The organism is Sphingomonas sp. R86521 (assembly GCF_042466235.1).
Lineage (GTDB): Bacteria > Pseudomonadota > Alphaproteobacteria > Sphingomonadales > Sphingomonadaceae > Sphingomonas.
Window position 1 is genome coordinate 2,018,634 of the sequence record NZ_JAXHBY010000001.1, and the last position, 15,021, is coordinate 2,033,654.

General features: G+C 67.1%; 14 protein-coding genes. 9 read left to right on the forward strand and 5 right to left on the reverse strand.

Features of this window, described 5'->3' with window-relative positions; translation table 11 throughout:
* Positions 1 to 122: 122 nt before the first annotated feature.
* The 4 genes from acs to madL are packed head-to-tail and all read right to left on the reverse strand — an operon-like array spanning position 123 to position 3,940.
* Positions 123 to 2,027 (reverse strand): acetate--CoA ligase, encoded by a 1,905-nt coding sequence (gene acs, locus SJY20_RS09295; protein ID WP_380786482.1) that lies wholly within the window; start codon positions 2,025 to 2,027, stop codon positions 123 to 125.
* A gap of 7 nt (positions 2,028 to 2,034) precedes the next feature.
* Complete coding sequence (locus SJY20_RS09300) at positions 2,035 to 2,727, reverse strand: GntR family transcriptional regulator (protein WP_380786483.1); 693 nt, start codon at positions 2,725 to 2,727, stop codon at positions 2,035 to 2,037.
* Positions 2,728 to 2,729: 2 nt separating this feature from the next.
* The gene (madM, locus tag SJY20_RS09305) at positions 2,730 to 3,494 is read right to left on the reverse strand and encodes a malonate transporter subunit MadM (protein WP_380786485.1); all 765 of its coding nucleotides are present in this window, start codon (positions 3,492 to 3,494) and stop codon (positions 2,730 to 2,732) included.
* Between the two features lie 11 nt (positions 3,495 to 3,505).
* The gene (gene madL / locus SJY20_RS09310; protein WP_380786487.1) at positions 3,506 to 3,940 is read right to left on the reverse strand and encodes a malonate transporter subunit MadL; all 435 of its coding nucleotides are present in this window, start codon (positions 3,938 to 3,940) and stop codon (positions 3,506 to 3,508) included.
* A gap of 133 nt (positions 3,941 to 4,073) precedes the next feature.
* On the opposite strand from madL, the gene mdcA reads away from it, so the two are divergent.
* The 8 genes from mdcA to SJY20_RS09350 all read left to right on the forward strand — a co-directional run bounded on the left by mdcA (position 4,074) and on the right by SJY20_RS09350 (position 13,222).
* Positions 4,074 to 5,753, forward strand: a complete 1,680-nt coding sequence (gene mdcA / locus SJY20_RS09315; protein WP_380786489.1) for a malonate decarboxylase subunit alpha — start codon at positions 4,074 to 4,076, stop codon at positions 5,751 to 5,753.
* A gap of 7 nt (positions 5,754 to 5,760) precedes the next feature.
* Positions 5,761 to 6,078: a malonate decarboxylase acyl carrier protein gene (mdcC, locus tag SJY20_RS09320; protein ID WP_380786490.1), complete on the forward strand. Its 318-nt coding sequence runs from the start codon at positions 5,761 to 5,763 to the stop codon at positions 6,076 to 6,078.
* A complete protein-coding gene (locus SJY20_RS09325; protein WP_380786491.1) occupies positions 6,075 to 6,977 on the forward strand; it encodes a biotin-independent malonate decarboxylase subunit beta in 903 nt (300 codons plus the stop codon). Before mdcC ends, SJY20_RS09325 begins: the two co-directional genes overlap by 4 nt.
* The gene (mdcE, locus tag SJY20_RS09330) at positions 6,964 to 7,680 is read left to right on the forward strand and encodes a biotin-independent malonate decarboxylase subunit gamma (RefSeq protein ID WP_380786492.1); all 717 of its coding nucleotides are present in this window, start codon (positions 6,964 to 6,966) and stop codon (positions 7,678 to 7,680) included. The genes SJY20_RS09325 and mdcE overlap by 14 nt, the downstream gene beginning before the upstream one ends.
* Positions 7,680 to 8,309, forward strand: coding sequence for a malonate decarboxylase holo-[acyl-carrier-protein] synthase (gene mdcG, locus SJY20_RS09335; RefSeq protein ID WP_380786493.1), 630 nt, complete (start codon positions 7,680 to 7,682; stop codon positions 8,307 to 8,309). Before mdcE ends, mdcG begins: the two co-directional genes overlap by 1 nt.
* Entirely contained in the window at positions 8,306 to 9,136 is an 831-nt protein-coding gene (gene mdcB, locus SJY20_RS09340) for a triphosphoribosyl-dephospho-CoA synthase MdcB (protein WP_380786494.1), read from the forward strand. The genes mdcG and mdcB overlap by 4 nt, the downstream gene beginning before the upstream one ends.
* Entirely contained in the window at positions 9,133 to 10,044 is a 912-nt protein-coding gene (locus tag SJY20_RS09345) for an ACP S-malonyltransferase (protein WP_380786496.1), read from the forward strand. Before mdcB ends, SJY20_RS09345 begins: the two co-directional genes overlap by 4 nt.
* 166 nt (positions 10,045 to 10,210) lie before the next feature.
* A complete protein-coding gene (locus tag SJY20_RS09350; RefSeq protein WP_380786498.1) occupies positions 10,211 to 13,222 on the forward strand; it encodes a TonB-dependent receptor plug domain-containing protein in 3,012 nt (1,003 codons plus the stop codon).
* Between the two features lie 75 nt (positions 13,223 to 13,297).
* Here SJY20_RS09350 and SJY20_RS09355 read toward each other — a convergent pair whose 3' ends face one another.
* On the reverse strand, positions 13,298 to 14,083 hold the full coding sequence (locus SJY20_RS09355; protein WP_380786499.1) for an N-formylglutamate amidohydrolase: 786 nt from the start codon (positions 14,081 to 14,083) through the stop codon (positions 13,298 to 13,300).
* Between the two features lie 16 nt (positions 14,084 to 14,099).
* Between SJY20_RS09355 and SJY20_RS09360 the strand changes: the two genes are divergently transcribed.
* Complete coding sequence (locus SJY20_RS09360) at positions 14,100 to 15,008, forward strand: transglutaminase domain-containing protein (protein WP_380786501.1); 909 nt, start codon at positions 14,100 to 14,102, stop codon at positions 15,006 to 15,008.
* Positions 15,009 to 15,021: the final 13 nt, after the last annotated feature.

Here is a 15,021-nt window from a genome sequence, read left to right on the forward strand (position 1 = left end):
TCGGTGCTGACAGTTTGATGCGACTTTTATTGCAGCGCCGTAACAAGCGCGCGTTTCTCGATGATTTGCGCGGTTGCCCCTCGCTGCGGACGGGGCATCCGCGCATTCCAGTGGGACTGTTGTCAGCCCGTACCTCCGACCCGGTTCGCCACCAGATGCTCGACCACGTCCGGATCGGCGAGCGTCGAGGTATCGCCCAGGCTCGATACGTCGCCCTCGGCGATCTTCCGGAGGATGCGGCGCATGATCTTGCCGCTGCGCGTCTTGGGCAAGCCCGGCGCGAACTGGATCGCGTCGGGGGTCGCGATCGGGCCGATCTCGTGGCGGACCCAGTCGCGCAACGCCTTTGCCAGCGCATCGTCGACCTCGACCCCGGCATTGACCGTGACATAGGCGTAGATGCCCTGGCCCTTGACGTCATGCGGCATGCCGACGACCGCCGCCTCGGCGACCGCGTGGTGCAGGACCAGCGCGGATTCGACTTCGGCGGTGCCCATGCGGTGGCCGCTGACGTTGATGACGTCGTCGACCCGGCCGGTGATCCAGTAATAGCCGTCGCCATCGCGCCGCGCTCCGTCACCGGTGGTGTATACCCCGGGGAAGGTGCGGAAATATGTTTCGAAATGGCGCTGCTCGTCACCCCACACGCCGCGCATCTGGCCGGGCCAGCTGCGCGTGATGACCAGGTTGCCCTCGGCCTCGCCCTCCAGTTCGCGACCGTCGCCGTCGAGCAGCTTCGGCTCGATGCCATAGAAGGGCAGGGTGGCGGAGCCCGGCTTCAGCATCATCTCGGGGGTCGGCGTGATCATGTGGCCGCCGGTCTCGGTCTGCCACCAGGTGTCCATCACCGGGCAGCGGCCTTCGCCGACGACGTCGTGATACCAGCGCCAGGCCTCGGGATTGATCGGCTCGCCGACGCTGCCGAGCAGCCGCAGCGACTTCCGCGAGGTCGAGGTCACATAGCCATCACCCTCCTTCATCAGCGCGCGCAGCGCGGTCGGGGCGGTGTAGAGCGTCGCGACCTGGTGGCGGTCGACGACCTCCCAGATCCGCGACGGGGTCGGCCAGTTCGGCACGCCCTCGTACATCAGCGTCGTCGCGCCGTTCGCGAGCGGACCATAGACGATATAGCTGTGCCCGGTGACCCAGCCGACATCGGCAGCGCACCAGAAGACTTCGGGCGCGCGGTAGTCGAACACCGTGGCGTGGGTCAGCGTGGCCCAGAGCAGATAGCCGGCGCTGCTGTGCACGACGCCCTTGGGCTTGCCGGTCGATCCGCTGGTGTAGAGGATGAACAGCGGGTCCTCCGCCGCCATCGGTTCGGGCGCGCAGTCGGCGGCGACGGTCGCTGCGACGGCGTCGTACCAGACGTCGCGGCCGTCCTGCATCGCAACATCGGCGCCGGTGGCGCGCACCACGATCACGGTCTCGATGCCGGCGAAGATCTTTGCCGCCTCGTCGACGCAGGCCTTGAGCGCGACGCGCTTGCCGCCGCGACGGCCTTCGTCGGCGGTGACGACCACGGTCGATCCGCAATCCTCCATCCGGTTCGCGAGCGCATCGGCGGAGAAGCCGCCGAACACCACCGAATGCACCGCGCCGATCCGCGCGCAGGCGAGCAACGCGAACGCCGCTTCGGGGATCATCGGCATGTAGATCGTGACGCGGTCGCCCTTGGCGACGCCCTGCGCCTTCAGGACGTTGGCGAACCGGCATACTTCGCGGTGGAGCTCGGCATAGGTGTAGCGGCGCGGCTCCTCGGCGGGATCGTCGGGTTCCCAGACGATCGCAACCTGGTCGGCGCGGGTCGCGAGATGGCGGTCGATGCAGTTCGCCGAGACGTTGAGCACGCCGTCCTCGAACCAGCGGACGTGGAAATCCGCCTCCGCGAACGACCAGTCGCCGGCCTTGGCAGGCGCGGCGATCCAGTCGAGCCGCTGCGCCTGGTCGAGCCAGAACCCGTCGGGGTCGGCGAGCGAACGCGCATAGCTGTCGGTGCGGGATGTCGGGTCGGAAACGGTGGTCATGAAGGCCTCAAGGTCTTGAGGGAGTGGAAAGGGCGATATCCTGGTGCGCGATATAGCTGTCGAGCGCGCTGGCGGCATTGAGCATGTGCGCGCGCATCCGCCGCGCCGCCAGCTCGCCGTCGCCCTCGGCGATCGCGCGCATTACCGCGTCATGCTCTTCACGCGAGCTGGCGAGGCGGTGGTCCTGACGCAGCTGCATCCGGCGGAAGGCGTTGAGGCGGGTGCGGACCGCGATCGCCTGGTCGGCGAGGAAGTCGTTGTGGGCGGCGCGGTAGATCGCCTCGTGAAACTCGCGGTTGAGCGCGTCGTAGGCATCGACGTCGTTGCTCAGGACCGCGGCTTCGCTCGCTTCGTGGATGCGGAGCAGGCGGCTGCGCTCCAGCGGAGTGATGCGATAGGTGGCGAGGCGGACGCAGACCGCTTCCAGCTCGGCCATGGTCTCGAACATGTCCATTACCTCGTCCGCGGTGACGTGGCGGACGATGACGCCGCGGCGCGGGCGGACCTCGACCATGCCGCTGGTCGCGAGTTGCCGGAGCGCTTCGCGGACCGGGGTGCGCGAGGCGCCGTAGCGATCGGCCAGCTGCTGTTCGTCGAGCGTGGTGCCCGGCGCCAGCTCTCCGGACGAGATCGCGTCGGTCAGCGCGTTGCGGATGCGGTCCGACAGCAGGCCGGTGTCTTCGGGATCGCTGTCCGCCATGGTCAGCCTCCTACGATCGCGCGCACGATCAAGTAAAGGATCGACGGCGCGACCAGGCAGCCGAGCCCGGTGTGGAAGGTGGCGGTGAGCGCGCCGTACGGGACCAGCCGGCGGTCGGTCGCAGCCAGCCCGCCCGAGACGCCGCTGACGGTGCCCATCAGCCCGCCGAACACCATCGCGCTGCGCGGGTTGTTGAGCCCGATCAGCCCGGCCACCAGCGGGGTGCCGACCATCACCATCACCGCCTTGAACACGCCGGTCGCGATCGACAGCGCGATCACGGGGGAGGTGGCGCCGATCGCCGCGCCGGTGACGGGCCCGACGATGTAGGTAACCGCGCCCGCGCCGATCGTGGTCATCGAGACGGCATCGGTATAGCCGAACGCGGCAGCGACCAGCACCCCGACGATGAACGGCAGCACGGTGCCGAGCAGCAGCGCGACTACGCCGATCAGCCCGGCTTTCTTGGCCTGTTCGACATCGACCTCGCACGCGGTGGCGACGATCGCGAAGTCGCGCAGCATCGCGCCGCCCATCAGCCCGATCCCGGCGAGCATCGGCAGGTCGGCGAGCCCCTTGTGCCCGCCGGTCGCGATCCCGCCCCAGAAGGCGAGCGCAAGACCGATCAGGATCGCGATCGCCGAACCGTGGACGCGGCCCATCGTCAGCTTCGCGGACAGGATGTTAGATAGCCACATGACGATGCCGACGACTGCAAAGGCGGTGAGCAGCGCGTTGGCGGTGAGGACTTTGGTGATCATTTCCATGGGTCCGCTCCTCAGTGCGTCGTTGCAGGGGAGGGGGCGAGCGCAGCTTCTGCCTCACGCGCTTCGCGGGCCTCGATCTCGTCCATCGTCTCCGTTGCGCCCGACAGCCGGCTGATGATGGCGACCGCGCTGAAGCACACCAGCAGCGCCCCGACGCCGGCGATCAGAACCACTGGTCCGCCCTCGACCGCGGCGACGACATCCTGTTGCGCCGCCATCGCGACGACGATCGGGATGTACAGCGCGCCCCAGAAGCCGATGCCGCGCGAGACGCCCTCGACGTAGCGGCCCCGCGACTTCAGCCACATCCGCGCGACGATCAGCAGGATCATCGCGATGCCGACGCCGCCGACATTGGCCTTCACGCCGAGCAGCGCGCCAAGGCCCTCGCCGAGCAATTGCCCGATCAGCGTACAGATCGCGAGCAGCGCGACGCCGGCGATCATGCGACGCGGTCCGGCGCGTGGGTGAGGGGTAGGGAGCAGCGCATCGCAATTCCTCTCGATTGTATTCGGTCTGTCGCCGTATCGTCCTTAAAGTATGCACAGGGTTGCGTTTGATGCAACAAGGAATACAAGGATGCAGATAGAACGAACGTCAGGAGGCGGTGCGGTGCGGCAATGGAATACGCGCAAGCTGTTGCGGGAGGAACGGATCGAGGCCGGTCGTGGCTTCGCGACCGGCAAACAGATCGACCCCGAACGACTGGTCGATTTCCTCGAGGCGGTGCTGCGGCCGGGCGACCGGGTCTGCCTGGAGGGTGACAATCAGAAGCAGGCGGACGTGCTCGCCAGGGGGCTGGCGGCGATGGACCCGGCGCGGATCCACGACCTGCACATGGTCCAGTCGGGCGTGGTGCTGCCCGAGCATCTCGACGTGTTCGACAGCGGGATCGCGAAGCGGCTCGACTTCTCCTATTCGGGCCCGCAATCGGCGCGAATCGCGAAGATGCTGTTCGGCGGCAAGATCGAGCTGGGCGCGATCCACACCTATCTCGAACTGTTCGCGCGCTATTTCGTCGACCTGACGCCGCAGGTCGCACTGATCGCCGCGGTCAGCGCGGATCGCCACGGTAATCTCTACACCGGCCCCAATACCGAGGACACGCCGACGGTGGTCGAGGCGACGAGCTTCGGCAGCGGGCTGGTGATCGCGCAGGTCGGAGAGATCGTCGATACGCTGCCGCGCGTCGATATCCCCGGCGACCAGGTCCATTTCGTGCTCGACGCGGGCAAGCCCTTTTATGTCGAGCCGCTGTTCACACGCGATCCCGCGGCGATGACCGAGACGCAGATCCTGACCGCGATGCTGGCGATCAAGGGGCTGTACCAACCGTACGGCGTGCGCCGGCTGAATCACGGCATCGGCTTCAACACCGCCGCGATCGAACTGCTGCTGCCGACCTATGGCGAGAAGCTTGGGTTGAAGGGCAAGATCTGCACGCACTGGGCGCTCAACCCGCATCCGACGCTGATCCCGGCGATCGAGGCGGGCTGGGTCGAGCAGGTGCATTGCTTCGGTTCCGAGGTCGGCATGGAGGATTACCTCGCCGCGCGGCCCGATATCTTCTTCACCGGCCCCGACGGATCGCTCCGCTCGAACCGCGCCTTCAGCCAGACCGCCGGGCTGTATGCCTGCGACATGTTCATCGGCTCGACGCTCCAGATCGATCTCGCCGGGCACAGCTCGACGATCACCGCGAACCGGATCGCAGGATTTGGCGGCGCGCCCAACATGGGATCGGACGCGCGCGGTCGGCGCCATCCGAGCGCACCCTGGCTCCAGGCCGGGGCAGAGGCCGATCCCGATACCGCGGCGCCTTTGAGGCGCGGGCGCAAGCTCGTGGTGCAGATCGGCGAGACGTTCGGCGAAGGCAACGCGCCGCTGTTCGTCGAGAAGCTCGGCGCGCTCGAACTTGCCGAAAAGCTCGATCTCGATCTGGCGCCGATCATGGTCTACGCCGACGACACCACGCACATCGTCACCGAGGAGGGCATCGCCAATTTGTTGCTGTGTCGCACCGCCGACGAGCGCGAGCAGGCGATCCGCGGCGTCGCGGGTTTTACGGAGATCGGTCGCGGCCGCGACAAGGCGATGGTCGAGCGATTGCGCGAACGGAAGATCATCCAGCGGCCCGAGGATCTCGGCATCGATCCGCTTGATGCGAACCGGAACATGCTCGCCGCGCGATCGATCAAGGACCTCATGCTCGCTTCCGGCGGGCTGTACCGGCCGCCGAGCCGCTTCCGGAACTGGTAGGACAATCATGGAAATTCTCCATTTCGATATCGCCGCGCCGACCCCGGCAGGCGGCACGCGGAAAATGGCGCTGGTTGGCGTCGTCGCGTCGGGCAATCTCGAGGTACTGGTCGAGCGCGGCGACGCACCCGATCGGTGCGCGATCGAGATCAGCACCGCGGCACACGGCTTTCGCGATCTGTGGGACGCGGTGGTCGCCGATTTCGTCGGCAGGCGCGCGGCGGGCGGCTTGCGGATCGCGATCAACGATGGCGGCGCGCGACCCGACACCGTGTCGCTGCGGCTCGCCCAAGGCGTCCGTATGATCGAGGAGCCCGAGGCATGAGCAATATCCGCCAGAGTTGGTACGAAGCGGGTGCGCGTGAGCGGATCGCGGCGCTGGTCGACACCGGCAGCTTCGCCGAGTTCGTCGGGCCCGAGCAGCGCGAGACAAGCCCGCATCTCGGCATCTTCGACTTGCCCGCGCAGTTCGACGACGGGATCGTGGTCGGTAGCGCGACGCTCGACGGTACGCCTGTGCTCATTGCCGCGCAGGAGGGCCGCTTCATGGGCGGCGCGTTCGGCGAGGTGCACGGTGCCAAGCTGACCGGGCTGTTGCGCGCGGCAAAGGCGCTCGGGCGCGATGTGGTGATCGCGTTCGACACCGGCGGCGTGCGCTTGCAGGAGGCCAACGCCGGCGAGATCGCGATTGCCGAAATCATGCGCGCGGTCGCGGAAGCGCGGATGGCGGGCGTCCGTGTGGTCGGCCTGATCGGCGGCCGCGCCGGCTGTTACGGCGGCGGCGGGTTGATCGCGGGATGCTGCTCGACGCTGATCGTGTCCGAACAGGGCCGCATCAGCGTGACCGGGCCCGAGGTGATCGAGACCAACATGGGCGTTGAGGAGTTCGACTCGCGCGATCGCGCGCTGGTGTGGCGGACGATGGGCGGCAAGCATCGGACCTTGATCGGCGGCGCGGACGTGTTCGTCGACGACGACGCGGCGGCGTTCCGCGACGCGGCGCGGGCAGCGTTGGCGCGTCCGGCAAAGCTCGACGGGGATACGCTGGCGGCCGAGCAGGCGCGGCTCGAACGACGGATCGCGCGGTTTGGGGAGGCAGCCGATGCGACCGATATCTGGCGCGTGCTGGGGATCGACGATCCGAAGGGGATCCCCGACATGCCGGCCACCGCCTTCGCGACCCTTGCCGCCCAGTATCGGGAGAGCGCCGATGACGCCCGCTGAGATCCTTGCCTCGCTGTTCCCGTCCGGCCATTCGGTGACTGCCGAGGGTGACCTGCTGTTCGGCCAAGGGACATTGCCGGGTGGTGCGGTGGTCCATGTCGTCGGCGCTACCGCGCGCGCGCCGATCGGGATCGAGCAGGCGATCCGGCTATCCGCCGCGGTGCTGGAGGTCGCGCGCAGCGACGACGCCGCGCCGATCCTGTTCCTCGTCGACAGCGCAAGCCAGCGGATGAGCCGCCGCGATGAACTGCTTGGGCTGAGCGAGTATCTCGCGCATCTCGCCAAATCGCTGCTGCTCACGGAAGCGCGTGGTCATCGCACGATCGGGTTGTTGTACGGCGGCAGCGCGGCGGGCGCGTTCATTGCCACGGCACTCGCCTGCGGGACGCTGGTGGCGCTGCCCGGCGCGCATCCCGAGGTGATGGACCTTGCCTCGATGGCACGCGTGACGAAGCTGCCGATCGAGGTGCTGGAGTCGAAGGCGAAGACGACGCCGGTGTTCGCGCCGGGTCTCGACAACCTCGTCAGCGTCGGCGGCATCGCGGCGGTCTGGGATGCAGGCGCAAGCCTTGCCGACCAGTTGCAGGCGTTGCTCGCCCGCCCGCGCGAGGGCGACGACCGGGCAGCACTTGGCGGCGAGCGAGGCGGACGGCCGAAATCTGCGCGGATCGCCGACGACGTCGCACGGGCCGCGCAGGGGTGATGCAGTTCGAGCGTCACCGGCTGATCTATCTCGATCCGGCTCGCTGGAACGAGATACTGGCCGCGTATCCAGCGCTCCGGGAGATGCCGGTGGTGGTCGACTGGGTCGCGGCGGGTTGCCCACTGATCGCGCGACGTCCGGTTTGCGAAGACGCGGCGGGGCTTGTGCCGCTCGGTCTGCCGCTGCCGCCATCGCTCGGCAAACAGCGTTTGGCCTTCGCCGCGCCCGCTGATGCGATCGTGTCCGATGCGCCGCTGCCGTTGCTTGCTGACGCAATGCAGAGCGCGCCAGCGGCGTGGCATGACACCATCGCGGCTCTTGTCGCGCTCGGTCCCGAAACACGCTGCTTCGGTAGTTTGGCGTGGGGGTATTTGACCGGCCTACCGTATCTGTCGGAGACGTCGGATCTGGATGTCGTATGGAAGGTCGCGCACGCCGATGACGCAGCGCGGCTCGCCGCGGCGCTGGAGCGGATCGACACGGAGGCGCCGATGCGACTGGACGGAGAGATCGTGACGCCGGCGGGTCTGGCGGTGCAGTGGCGCGAATGGGCGTCGGATGCGCCCGAGGTGCTGGCGAAGGCGGCGGATGGCAACCGGATGGTCGCGCGTATCGAGATGTTCGCATGACCGCGCTGGCCCGCTCGGCGACGGCTATCGACAGTGACGGCGTCGCCCGGATCGCGACCGACTGCCTCAAGCTGGAGGTCGCGACCTATCCCAAGCCGGGCCTCGTCAGTCCGGTCGATACCGGTGCGCACGACGACATGGACGCGGTGATGATGGACCGCAGCGCCGATGCGCTCGAACCGTTCTTCGCAATGCTCGTCGAAGCCGGCGCGGCGGGAGCAGGAATGGACCGCCTCCGAGCGATCGGGATCGAGGCCGAGGCTGCGATGATGGTGGCGACCGGCGGCGTCAACACGCATCGCGGTGCGATCTTCGGCATGGGATTGCTGTGCGCGGCTACCGGGTTCCGAGCGCGCTACGGTGCCGCCGGTACGCTGGGAGCGATCGTCGCGCAGCGCTGGGGCGCCGAGATCGGACGCGGGCCGGTGCCGCTCCACAGCCATGGCAGCATCGTCGCGCGTCGCCATGCGACCGGCGGCGCCCGCGCGGAGGCCGTCGCCGGCTTCCCGTCGCTCTACCGGACCGCGTTGCCAGCGCTTGCCGAAGGGCGGCGGCTGGCCGCGGCGGGCGATGCGCACCGCGTTCATGCGGTGTTCGCGTTGATCGCCAGCGTCGGCGACACCAATCTTCTCTACCGCGGCGGTCCCGAAGGGCTTGCGTTCGCGCAGACCCAGGCGCGCGCGTTCCTCGAAGCCGGAAGCGTCGCTGACGCCGATTGGTTGGCGCGGGCGACCGCGATCCACCGCGCGTTCACCGTGCGGCGGCTGAGCCCCGGCGGTTGCGCCGACCTGCTCGCGATGGCGCTGTTCGTCGAGGCCTGTGGATGACCCTTGCCCTGCTGTGTTCGGGACAGGGGCGCCAGGGTCGCGAGATGTTCGACCTGTTTGCCGATGCGTCGGCGGCAACGCCGATCCTGACGGCAGCGAGCGCGATGTTGGGGCATGATGTCGTCGCTTTCGTGCGTGATGCCGACGACGCCACGCTTCACACGAACCGGACCAGTCAGATGCTCTGCGTCGCGCGAGGGTTGGCGGCGGCTGCCTGCATCGCTTCGCGAGAACCGCTGCTGGTCGCCGGCTACAGCGTCGGCGAGATGACCGCCTGGGGCGTGGCGGGGCTATGGTCCGCCGAAGAGACGTTGCAACTGACGGCGGTGCGGGCCGAGGCGATGGATGCCGCCGGGGGGGCGGACGACGGCTTAGGGTTCGTCCGGGGGTTGCCTCGCGACACGGTGGAGGCACTCGTTGCGCGGTTCGGGTGCGCGATCGCTATCGTCAATCCGGGCCAGCTGTTCGTGATCGGTGGCGAACAGCGCCAGGTCGGCCTTTGCTGCGAGGCGGCGTTGACGATGGGAGCGTTGTCGGCGCGACCGATCGGAGTGCGCGTCGCATCCCACACGCCGCGCCTGGCGGATGCCGTGGCACCGTTCCGCGCCGCACTGGACGCATCCGAGCTTCGACGGCCTGTTGCAGGACGAACGCTGATCGGTGCGGCGGACGCATCGATCGTTCACGGCGCCCGCTCGCTGGCCGGACTGGCGGGGCAGATCGACACCATGATCGACTGGGCTGCCACGCTCGAGGCGATGGTCGAACGCGGGGTCGACCGGATCCTCGAACTGGGCCCGGGAACGGCGCTCGCCGACATGGTCAGGTCGACCTATCCGACGCTGGACGTGCGCGCAGTCGACGATTTCCGCGGCATCGCGGGGATCGCTTCTTGGGTCGCGCGATAGGCATCGATTGGATTGTTGCGGAATTGTAACAGTACGCAATAAAGTTACGCTTCGGACCCAAAGCGTTTTACAATCCTGACGTCGTCAGACAGGAAACGCTGCATCGGACGCTGGGGGCGTCCGGCTCGGCTCATGGCCGATCAATAGATTTGGGGGACATCCTTTTATGCGCTCGTTCAATCGCGCCCACGCTCGCCTGTGCACCGGCGCTGCGCCGCTCGCCATCCTGCTGAGCCTCAGCTGCCCTGCCTTCGCGCAGACCGCGCCGGCCGATCCCGCGCTGGCACAGACCGACCAGGCTGCCGATCCCGAGGCGCAGGACGTCGTCGTCACCGGTTCGCTGTTCCGCCGCACCAACACCGAGACGCCGTCCCCCGTCACGGTCCTGACCGCGGACACGCTCGCCAAGGCCGGTATCACCACGGCTGCGGAAGCGATCCGTTCGGTCTCGGCCGATAGCGGCGGTTCGATCGGCGTCGGCTTCCAGAGCGGATTCTCGGCCGGTGGCGTCGCAGTGTCGCTGCGCGGCCTCGGCGTGTCGTCGACGCTGGTGCTGGTCGACGGTCTGCGTTCGGCCAACTTCCCGATCAACGACGATGGCCACAACGCCTATGTCGATCTCAACTCGATCCCGTTCAGCCTGATCGACCGCGTCGAGGTGCTCAAGGACGGCGCCTCGTCGACGTACGGCGCGGACGCGATCGGCGGCGTGGTCAACCTGATCCTCAAGAAGCAGTTCACCGGGATCGCCGGCACCGTCGAAGCTGGCGCCAGCAGCCGCGGTGATGCCGCCCGCCAGCGCGCCAACCTGACGATCGGTTACGGCGATTATGCCGACAAGGGCTTCAACGTCTATCTCAACGGCGAATTCCAGCAGGACGGCCGCGTCAGCAACCACAGCCGTGGCTTCCCGTACAACAACCGCGACCTGACCTCGATCGGCGGCAACGACAACAACGGCGCCGACAACTCGCTGACCACCGCAACGCCGAACGCGGTCGTCGTGCAGACCACGCAGACGAACCTCAACAACCCGCTGAGCGGCGGTACCGCGTTGACCAACACCAACTACCGGACGCTGAACCTGACCGATTGCGTCGGTGGCACCTATACCCAGACCGGCGGCGCCAACGGCGTCGGCTGCAAGCATAATCTGGAAGACGAGTATTTCCAGATCGCGCCGTTCCAGCGCAAATACTCGATCAACGGCCGCATCAGCGTACGTCTTGCCGACAACGTCGAGGGCTACCTGACCGGCAGCTATTCGAACAGCTATGTGAGCATCAACAATGGCCCGCGTTCGCTGCGCAACACGCAGCCTTACGGCGGCGCGCCGTCGCTGGCGTCGAGCAACCCCGGCATCGTCCTGCCGGTTTATATCTGCACGGCCGGCATCAATTGCGCGATTGCGGGCGCACCCGGGCGTCAGCTGAACCCGAACAACCCGTTCGCGGCCGCCAACGCCAACACGCCTGGCGCTGGCGCTGCACGCATCTACTATCAGTTCGGCGACATCGACGCGGGCAGCGATCGTACCAACGAAGTCTACCGCTTCGCCGGCGGCCTGCACGGCACGGTGGGTGACGACTGGACCTGGAAGGTCGACGGCGTCTACGCCCGCGACAACCTGGAGATCGTCCAGCGCGGTTACCTGAACATCGCCAACACGCTGAACGCGATCAACACCGGCGCCTACAACTTCGTCAATCCGTCGCTGAACTCGCAGGCGGTCCGCGACTTCGTTTCGCCCGACAAGATCACGCCGTCGCATTCGCAGATGTATTCGCTCGACGCGGCGATCACCAAGCAGCTGTTCGAGCTGCCCGGTGGCCCGCTGATGGTCGCGGTCGGTGGCCAGGTTCGTCGTGAATCTCTCGAGAACAACAACCAGAACGCACTCCTCGACACCTGGGGCCTGACCACCTCGTCGGCGTTCGGCAAGCACACCGTCTCGGCCGGCTATTTCGAGATCCAGGCACCGATCCTCAACATCCTCGAGGTCAATGGTTCGGGCCGCTACGATCATTATTCGGAAGGCTTCGGGCGCTTCTCGCCGAAGATCGGCTTCAAGCTGACCCCGATCAAGCAGATCGCACTCCGCGGCACCTATTCGCAGGGCTTCCGCGCACCGACCTTCGCCGAATCCGGTCCGCGTTCGCAATATGCCGGCTTCGTCACCACGCAGCCCCCGGGCAATTTCTGCGCGCTGCACGGTGGTGCCGCGACGGCGACCAACGCCTGCACGACCGGCGGCAACCCGTACAACCTGTCCTATTCGGTCGGTCGCGGCTTCGTCGGCAACCCCGAACTCAAGCCCGAGACGTCGCGTAGCTTTACCGGCGGCATCATCGTCGAGCCGACCTCGTGGTTCAGCGCGACGGTCGATTACTACAACGTCAAGAAGTCGAACCTGATCGCCAACGGCCCGCTCGCGGGCGATGCCATCGTCGCTTATTACAAGCAGTCGACGCTGGCAGCGGCAACCGCAGCGGTCGCCGCGGTCGGACCGGGCTACACGGTCAACACCATCGACGGTGTCGATCCGGCGTTCCCGAACGCGCTGCCGCGCTTGCTGATCATCAACGCACCGTTCGTGAACGTGAACTTCGACAAGACGTCGGGGCTCGATTTCGCGGCGCAGGCGCGGGTTCCCCTGGGTGACGGGCTTCGCTTCACCAGCCGCGTCGAGGCGACCTACATCATCCAGTATGATCGCCACACCGCGCAGGGCGTGCAGAAATATGCCGGCACGATGGGTCCGTACGACCTGTCGTCGGGCAACGGCACGCCGAACTGGCGCGGCAACTGGCAGAACACGCTCGACCTCGGCAAGCTCTCGCTGACCGCGACGACCTACTATGTCGGCAAGATCAAGGCGATCGCGACCGACCAGGGCAGCCTGGACACGTCGTGCGCCGCCAGCCTGTACAAGTCGTCCGCCGCCGGCGTGCCGACCGACCGGTTCTGCTACGTCAAGCGCTTCATCAACGTCGACCTGAACGCGACCGTCGCCGTGAACGACGACTTCTCGTTCTTCGGCAATGTCGGCAACGTCTTCGGCGCGCGCGCGCCGATCGCACCGGCATCCTATGCAAGCTCGCCCAACTATCTGACCACCTGGCACTATGCCGGGCTGATCGGGCGGACCTTCCGTGCAGGTGCGAACTTCAAGTTCTGATCACGCGGACGATGAGAAATGGAGGGCGGCTTCTTCGGAAGCCGCCCTTTTTCATGCCCGCCGTCGGTGGGTCGGTCAGCGCTGGTCGAGGATCGCCGAGGCGGTGGGCAGGATGCGCGCCAGTCTGTCCGCCCAGTGCGCACAGCCGTCGGGACTGGCGAGCAGGTCCTGGCGGATCTCGATTTCCGCATAGGGTCGCGCGGCGGGATAGGCATGGCGGGGGATCGTGTAGTCGATCTGGTCCATGCGGTATGGCTCGTTGTCGCCGACCACCAGATCGGGCTCGTCGCGCAACACCGCCAGCATCGCCTGCGCGAACCGGGTGTCGCCGCGATCGTGGAGGATGCCGATATGCCAGGGGCGATCGTGCCCGCGCATCGACGGCGTGAAACTGTGCAGCGCAACCAGCGTGGTCGGCACCCCGGCGTCGTCGCGCCGCACCAGTTCGGCCCCGATCGCAGCCTGATAGGGTTCGTGGATCTCGGCGAAACGGTGCGCGCGATCGGCGTCCGACAGGCCGTGGTTGCCGGGAACCGGTGTGCCGTCGCTGATCTCTGCGATCACATCGGGCTGCGCTGCGCTGCGATTGCAGTCGATGACGAGCCGCGAATAGGTCTGGCGGATGAAGGTCGCGTCTATCCGCGCGGCGAGCAGTTCGCCCAGCGTGCCGATGCCGATGTCCCAGCCGATGTGGCGGCCCATGTCGGCGTCGCTGACCCCGAATGTGTCGAGCCGGCGCGGCACGACGTTGCCGGCATGGTCACCGATCAACAGGAAGGGCGAGCCGCCGCCGGGGTTGATGATGCGGACCGGCGGGGCATCGTCGGGTCCAAGCAACGGTTGGTTCGGCCGGATTTTCATGCGACACCCATCGGCAATGCCATTGCTCACTCTTTCCCACGTTACGACCTATACCTACCGCAACCCGGTAGCTTTTGGCGAGCATCGCATCATGGTGCGGCCCCGTGAGAGCTATGACCAGCACCTGATCGACTCGCAGCTGACGATCGGTCCCGAGCCGAGCGACGTGCGCTGGTTGCAGGACGTGTTCGGAAATTCGGTGGCGATCGCAACGTTCGACAAGCGGGCGAAGACGCTGGTGTTCGACAGCCAGATTCGCCTGCAGCACACCCCGGCCGAGCTGCAGCATGTCGATATCGAAGACTATGCGCGGGTCTACCCCTTCACCTATTCGTCCGAGGAAATGCCCGATCTGCTGCGCTCGATCGAGCGACAGCATCACGATCCGCAGCGGCAGATCGACACCTGGGCGCGGCGCTTTGTCGGAACGACGGGGCAGACCGACACGCTCGGCATGCTGTCCGACATGACCGCCGCGATCAAGCGCGAGTTCACCTATGTTTCGCGCGCCGAAAAGGGCACGCAGTCGCCGATCGAGACGCTGACCCGCCGCAAGGGGACGTGCCGCGATTACGCGATGCTGATGATCGAGGCGGTCCGTGCGCTGGGCTTCGCGGCGCGGTTCGTGTCCGGCTACGTCTATAGTCCGCAGCCCGGCGAGCATCGCACCGGCGGAGGGAACACCCATGCCTGGGTGCGGGTCTACCTGCCCGGCTCGGGCTGGGTCGAGTTCGACCCGACCAACGGCATCGTCGGCAACCGCGGGCTCATTAGGGTCGCGGTCGCACGCGACATTTACCAGGCGGTACCGATCTCCGGTACCTGGGCGGGTTTCCCCGGCAGTTTCCTCGACATGACCGTCTCGGTGGACATTTCGGTCGAACCGGGCACGGTGGAACACATATCGCGGGCAGAGCAGGCGTAGGGGGACCGAATCG

What these genes read in the sequence shown, in the direction of transcription:
- SJY20_RS09325 (WP_380786491.1), top strand. Translation starts at nt 6,075, where the DNA reads ATGAGCAATATCCGCCAGAGTTGGTACGAAGCGGGTGCGCGTGAGCGG.
- SJY20_RS09300 (WP_380786483.1), bottom strand. Translation starts at nt 2,727, where the DNA reads ATGGCGGACAGCGATCCCGAAGACACCGGCCTGCTGTCGGACCGCATC.
- acs (WP_380786482.1), bottom strand. Translation starts at nt 2,027, where the DNA reads ATGACCACCGTTTCCGACCCGACATCCCGCACCGACAGCTATGCGCGT.
- mdcC (WP_380786490.1), top strand. Translation starts at nt 5,761, where the DNA reads ATGGAAATTCTCCATTTCGATATCGCCGCGCCGACCCCGGCAGGCGGC.
- SJY20_RS09355 (WP_380786499.1), bottom strand. Translation starts at nt 14,083, where the DNA reads ATGAAAATCCGGCCGAACCAACCGTTGCTTGGACCCGACGATGCCCCG.
- mdcG (WP_380786493.1), top strand. Translation starts at nt 7,680, where the DNA reads ATGCAGTTCGAGCGTCACCGGCTGATCTATCTCGATCCGGCTCGCTGG.
- SJY20_RS09350 (WP_380786498.1), top strand. Translation starts at nt 10,211, where the DNA reads ATGCGCTCGTTCAATCGCGCCCACGCTCGCCTGTGCACCGGCGCTGCG.
- mdcB (WP_380786494.1), top strand. Translation starts at nt 8,306, where the DNA reads ATGACCGCGCTGGCCCGCTCGGCGACGGCTATCGACAGTGACGGCGTC.
- mdcA (WP_380786489.1), top strand. Translation starts at nt 4,074, where the DNA reads ATGCAGATAGAACGAACGTCAGGAGGCGGTGCGGTGCGGCAATGGAAT.
- madL (WP_380786487.1), bottom strand. Translation starts at nt 3,940, where the DNA reads ATGATCGCCGGCGTCGCGCTGCTCGCGATCTGTACGCTGATCGGGCAA.
- mdcE (WP_380786492.1), top strand. Translation starts at nt 6,964, where the DNA reads ATGACGCCCGCTGAGATCCTTGCCTCGCTGTTCCCGTCCGGCCATTCG.
- SJY20_RS09360 (WP_380786501.1), top strand. Translation starts at nt 14,100, where the DNA reads ATGCCATTGCTCACTCTTTCCCACGTTACGACCTATACCTACCGCAAC.
- SJY20_RS09345 (WP_380786496.1), top strand. Translation starts at nt 9,133, where the DNA reads ATGACCCTTGCCCTGCTGTGTTCGGGACAGGGGCGCCAGGGTCGCGAG.
- madM (WP_380786485.1), bottom strand. Translation starts at nt 3,494, where the DNA reads ATGGAAATGATCACCAAAGTCCTCACCGCCAACGCGCTGCTCACCGCC.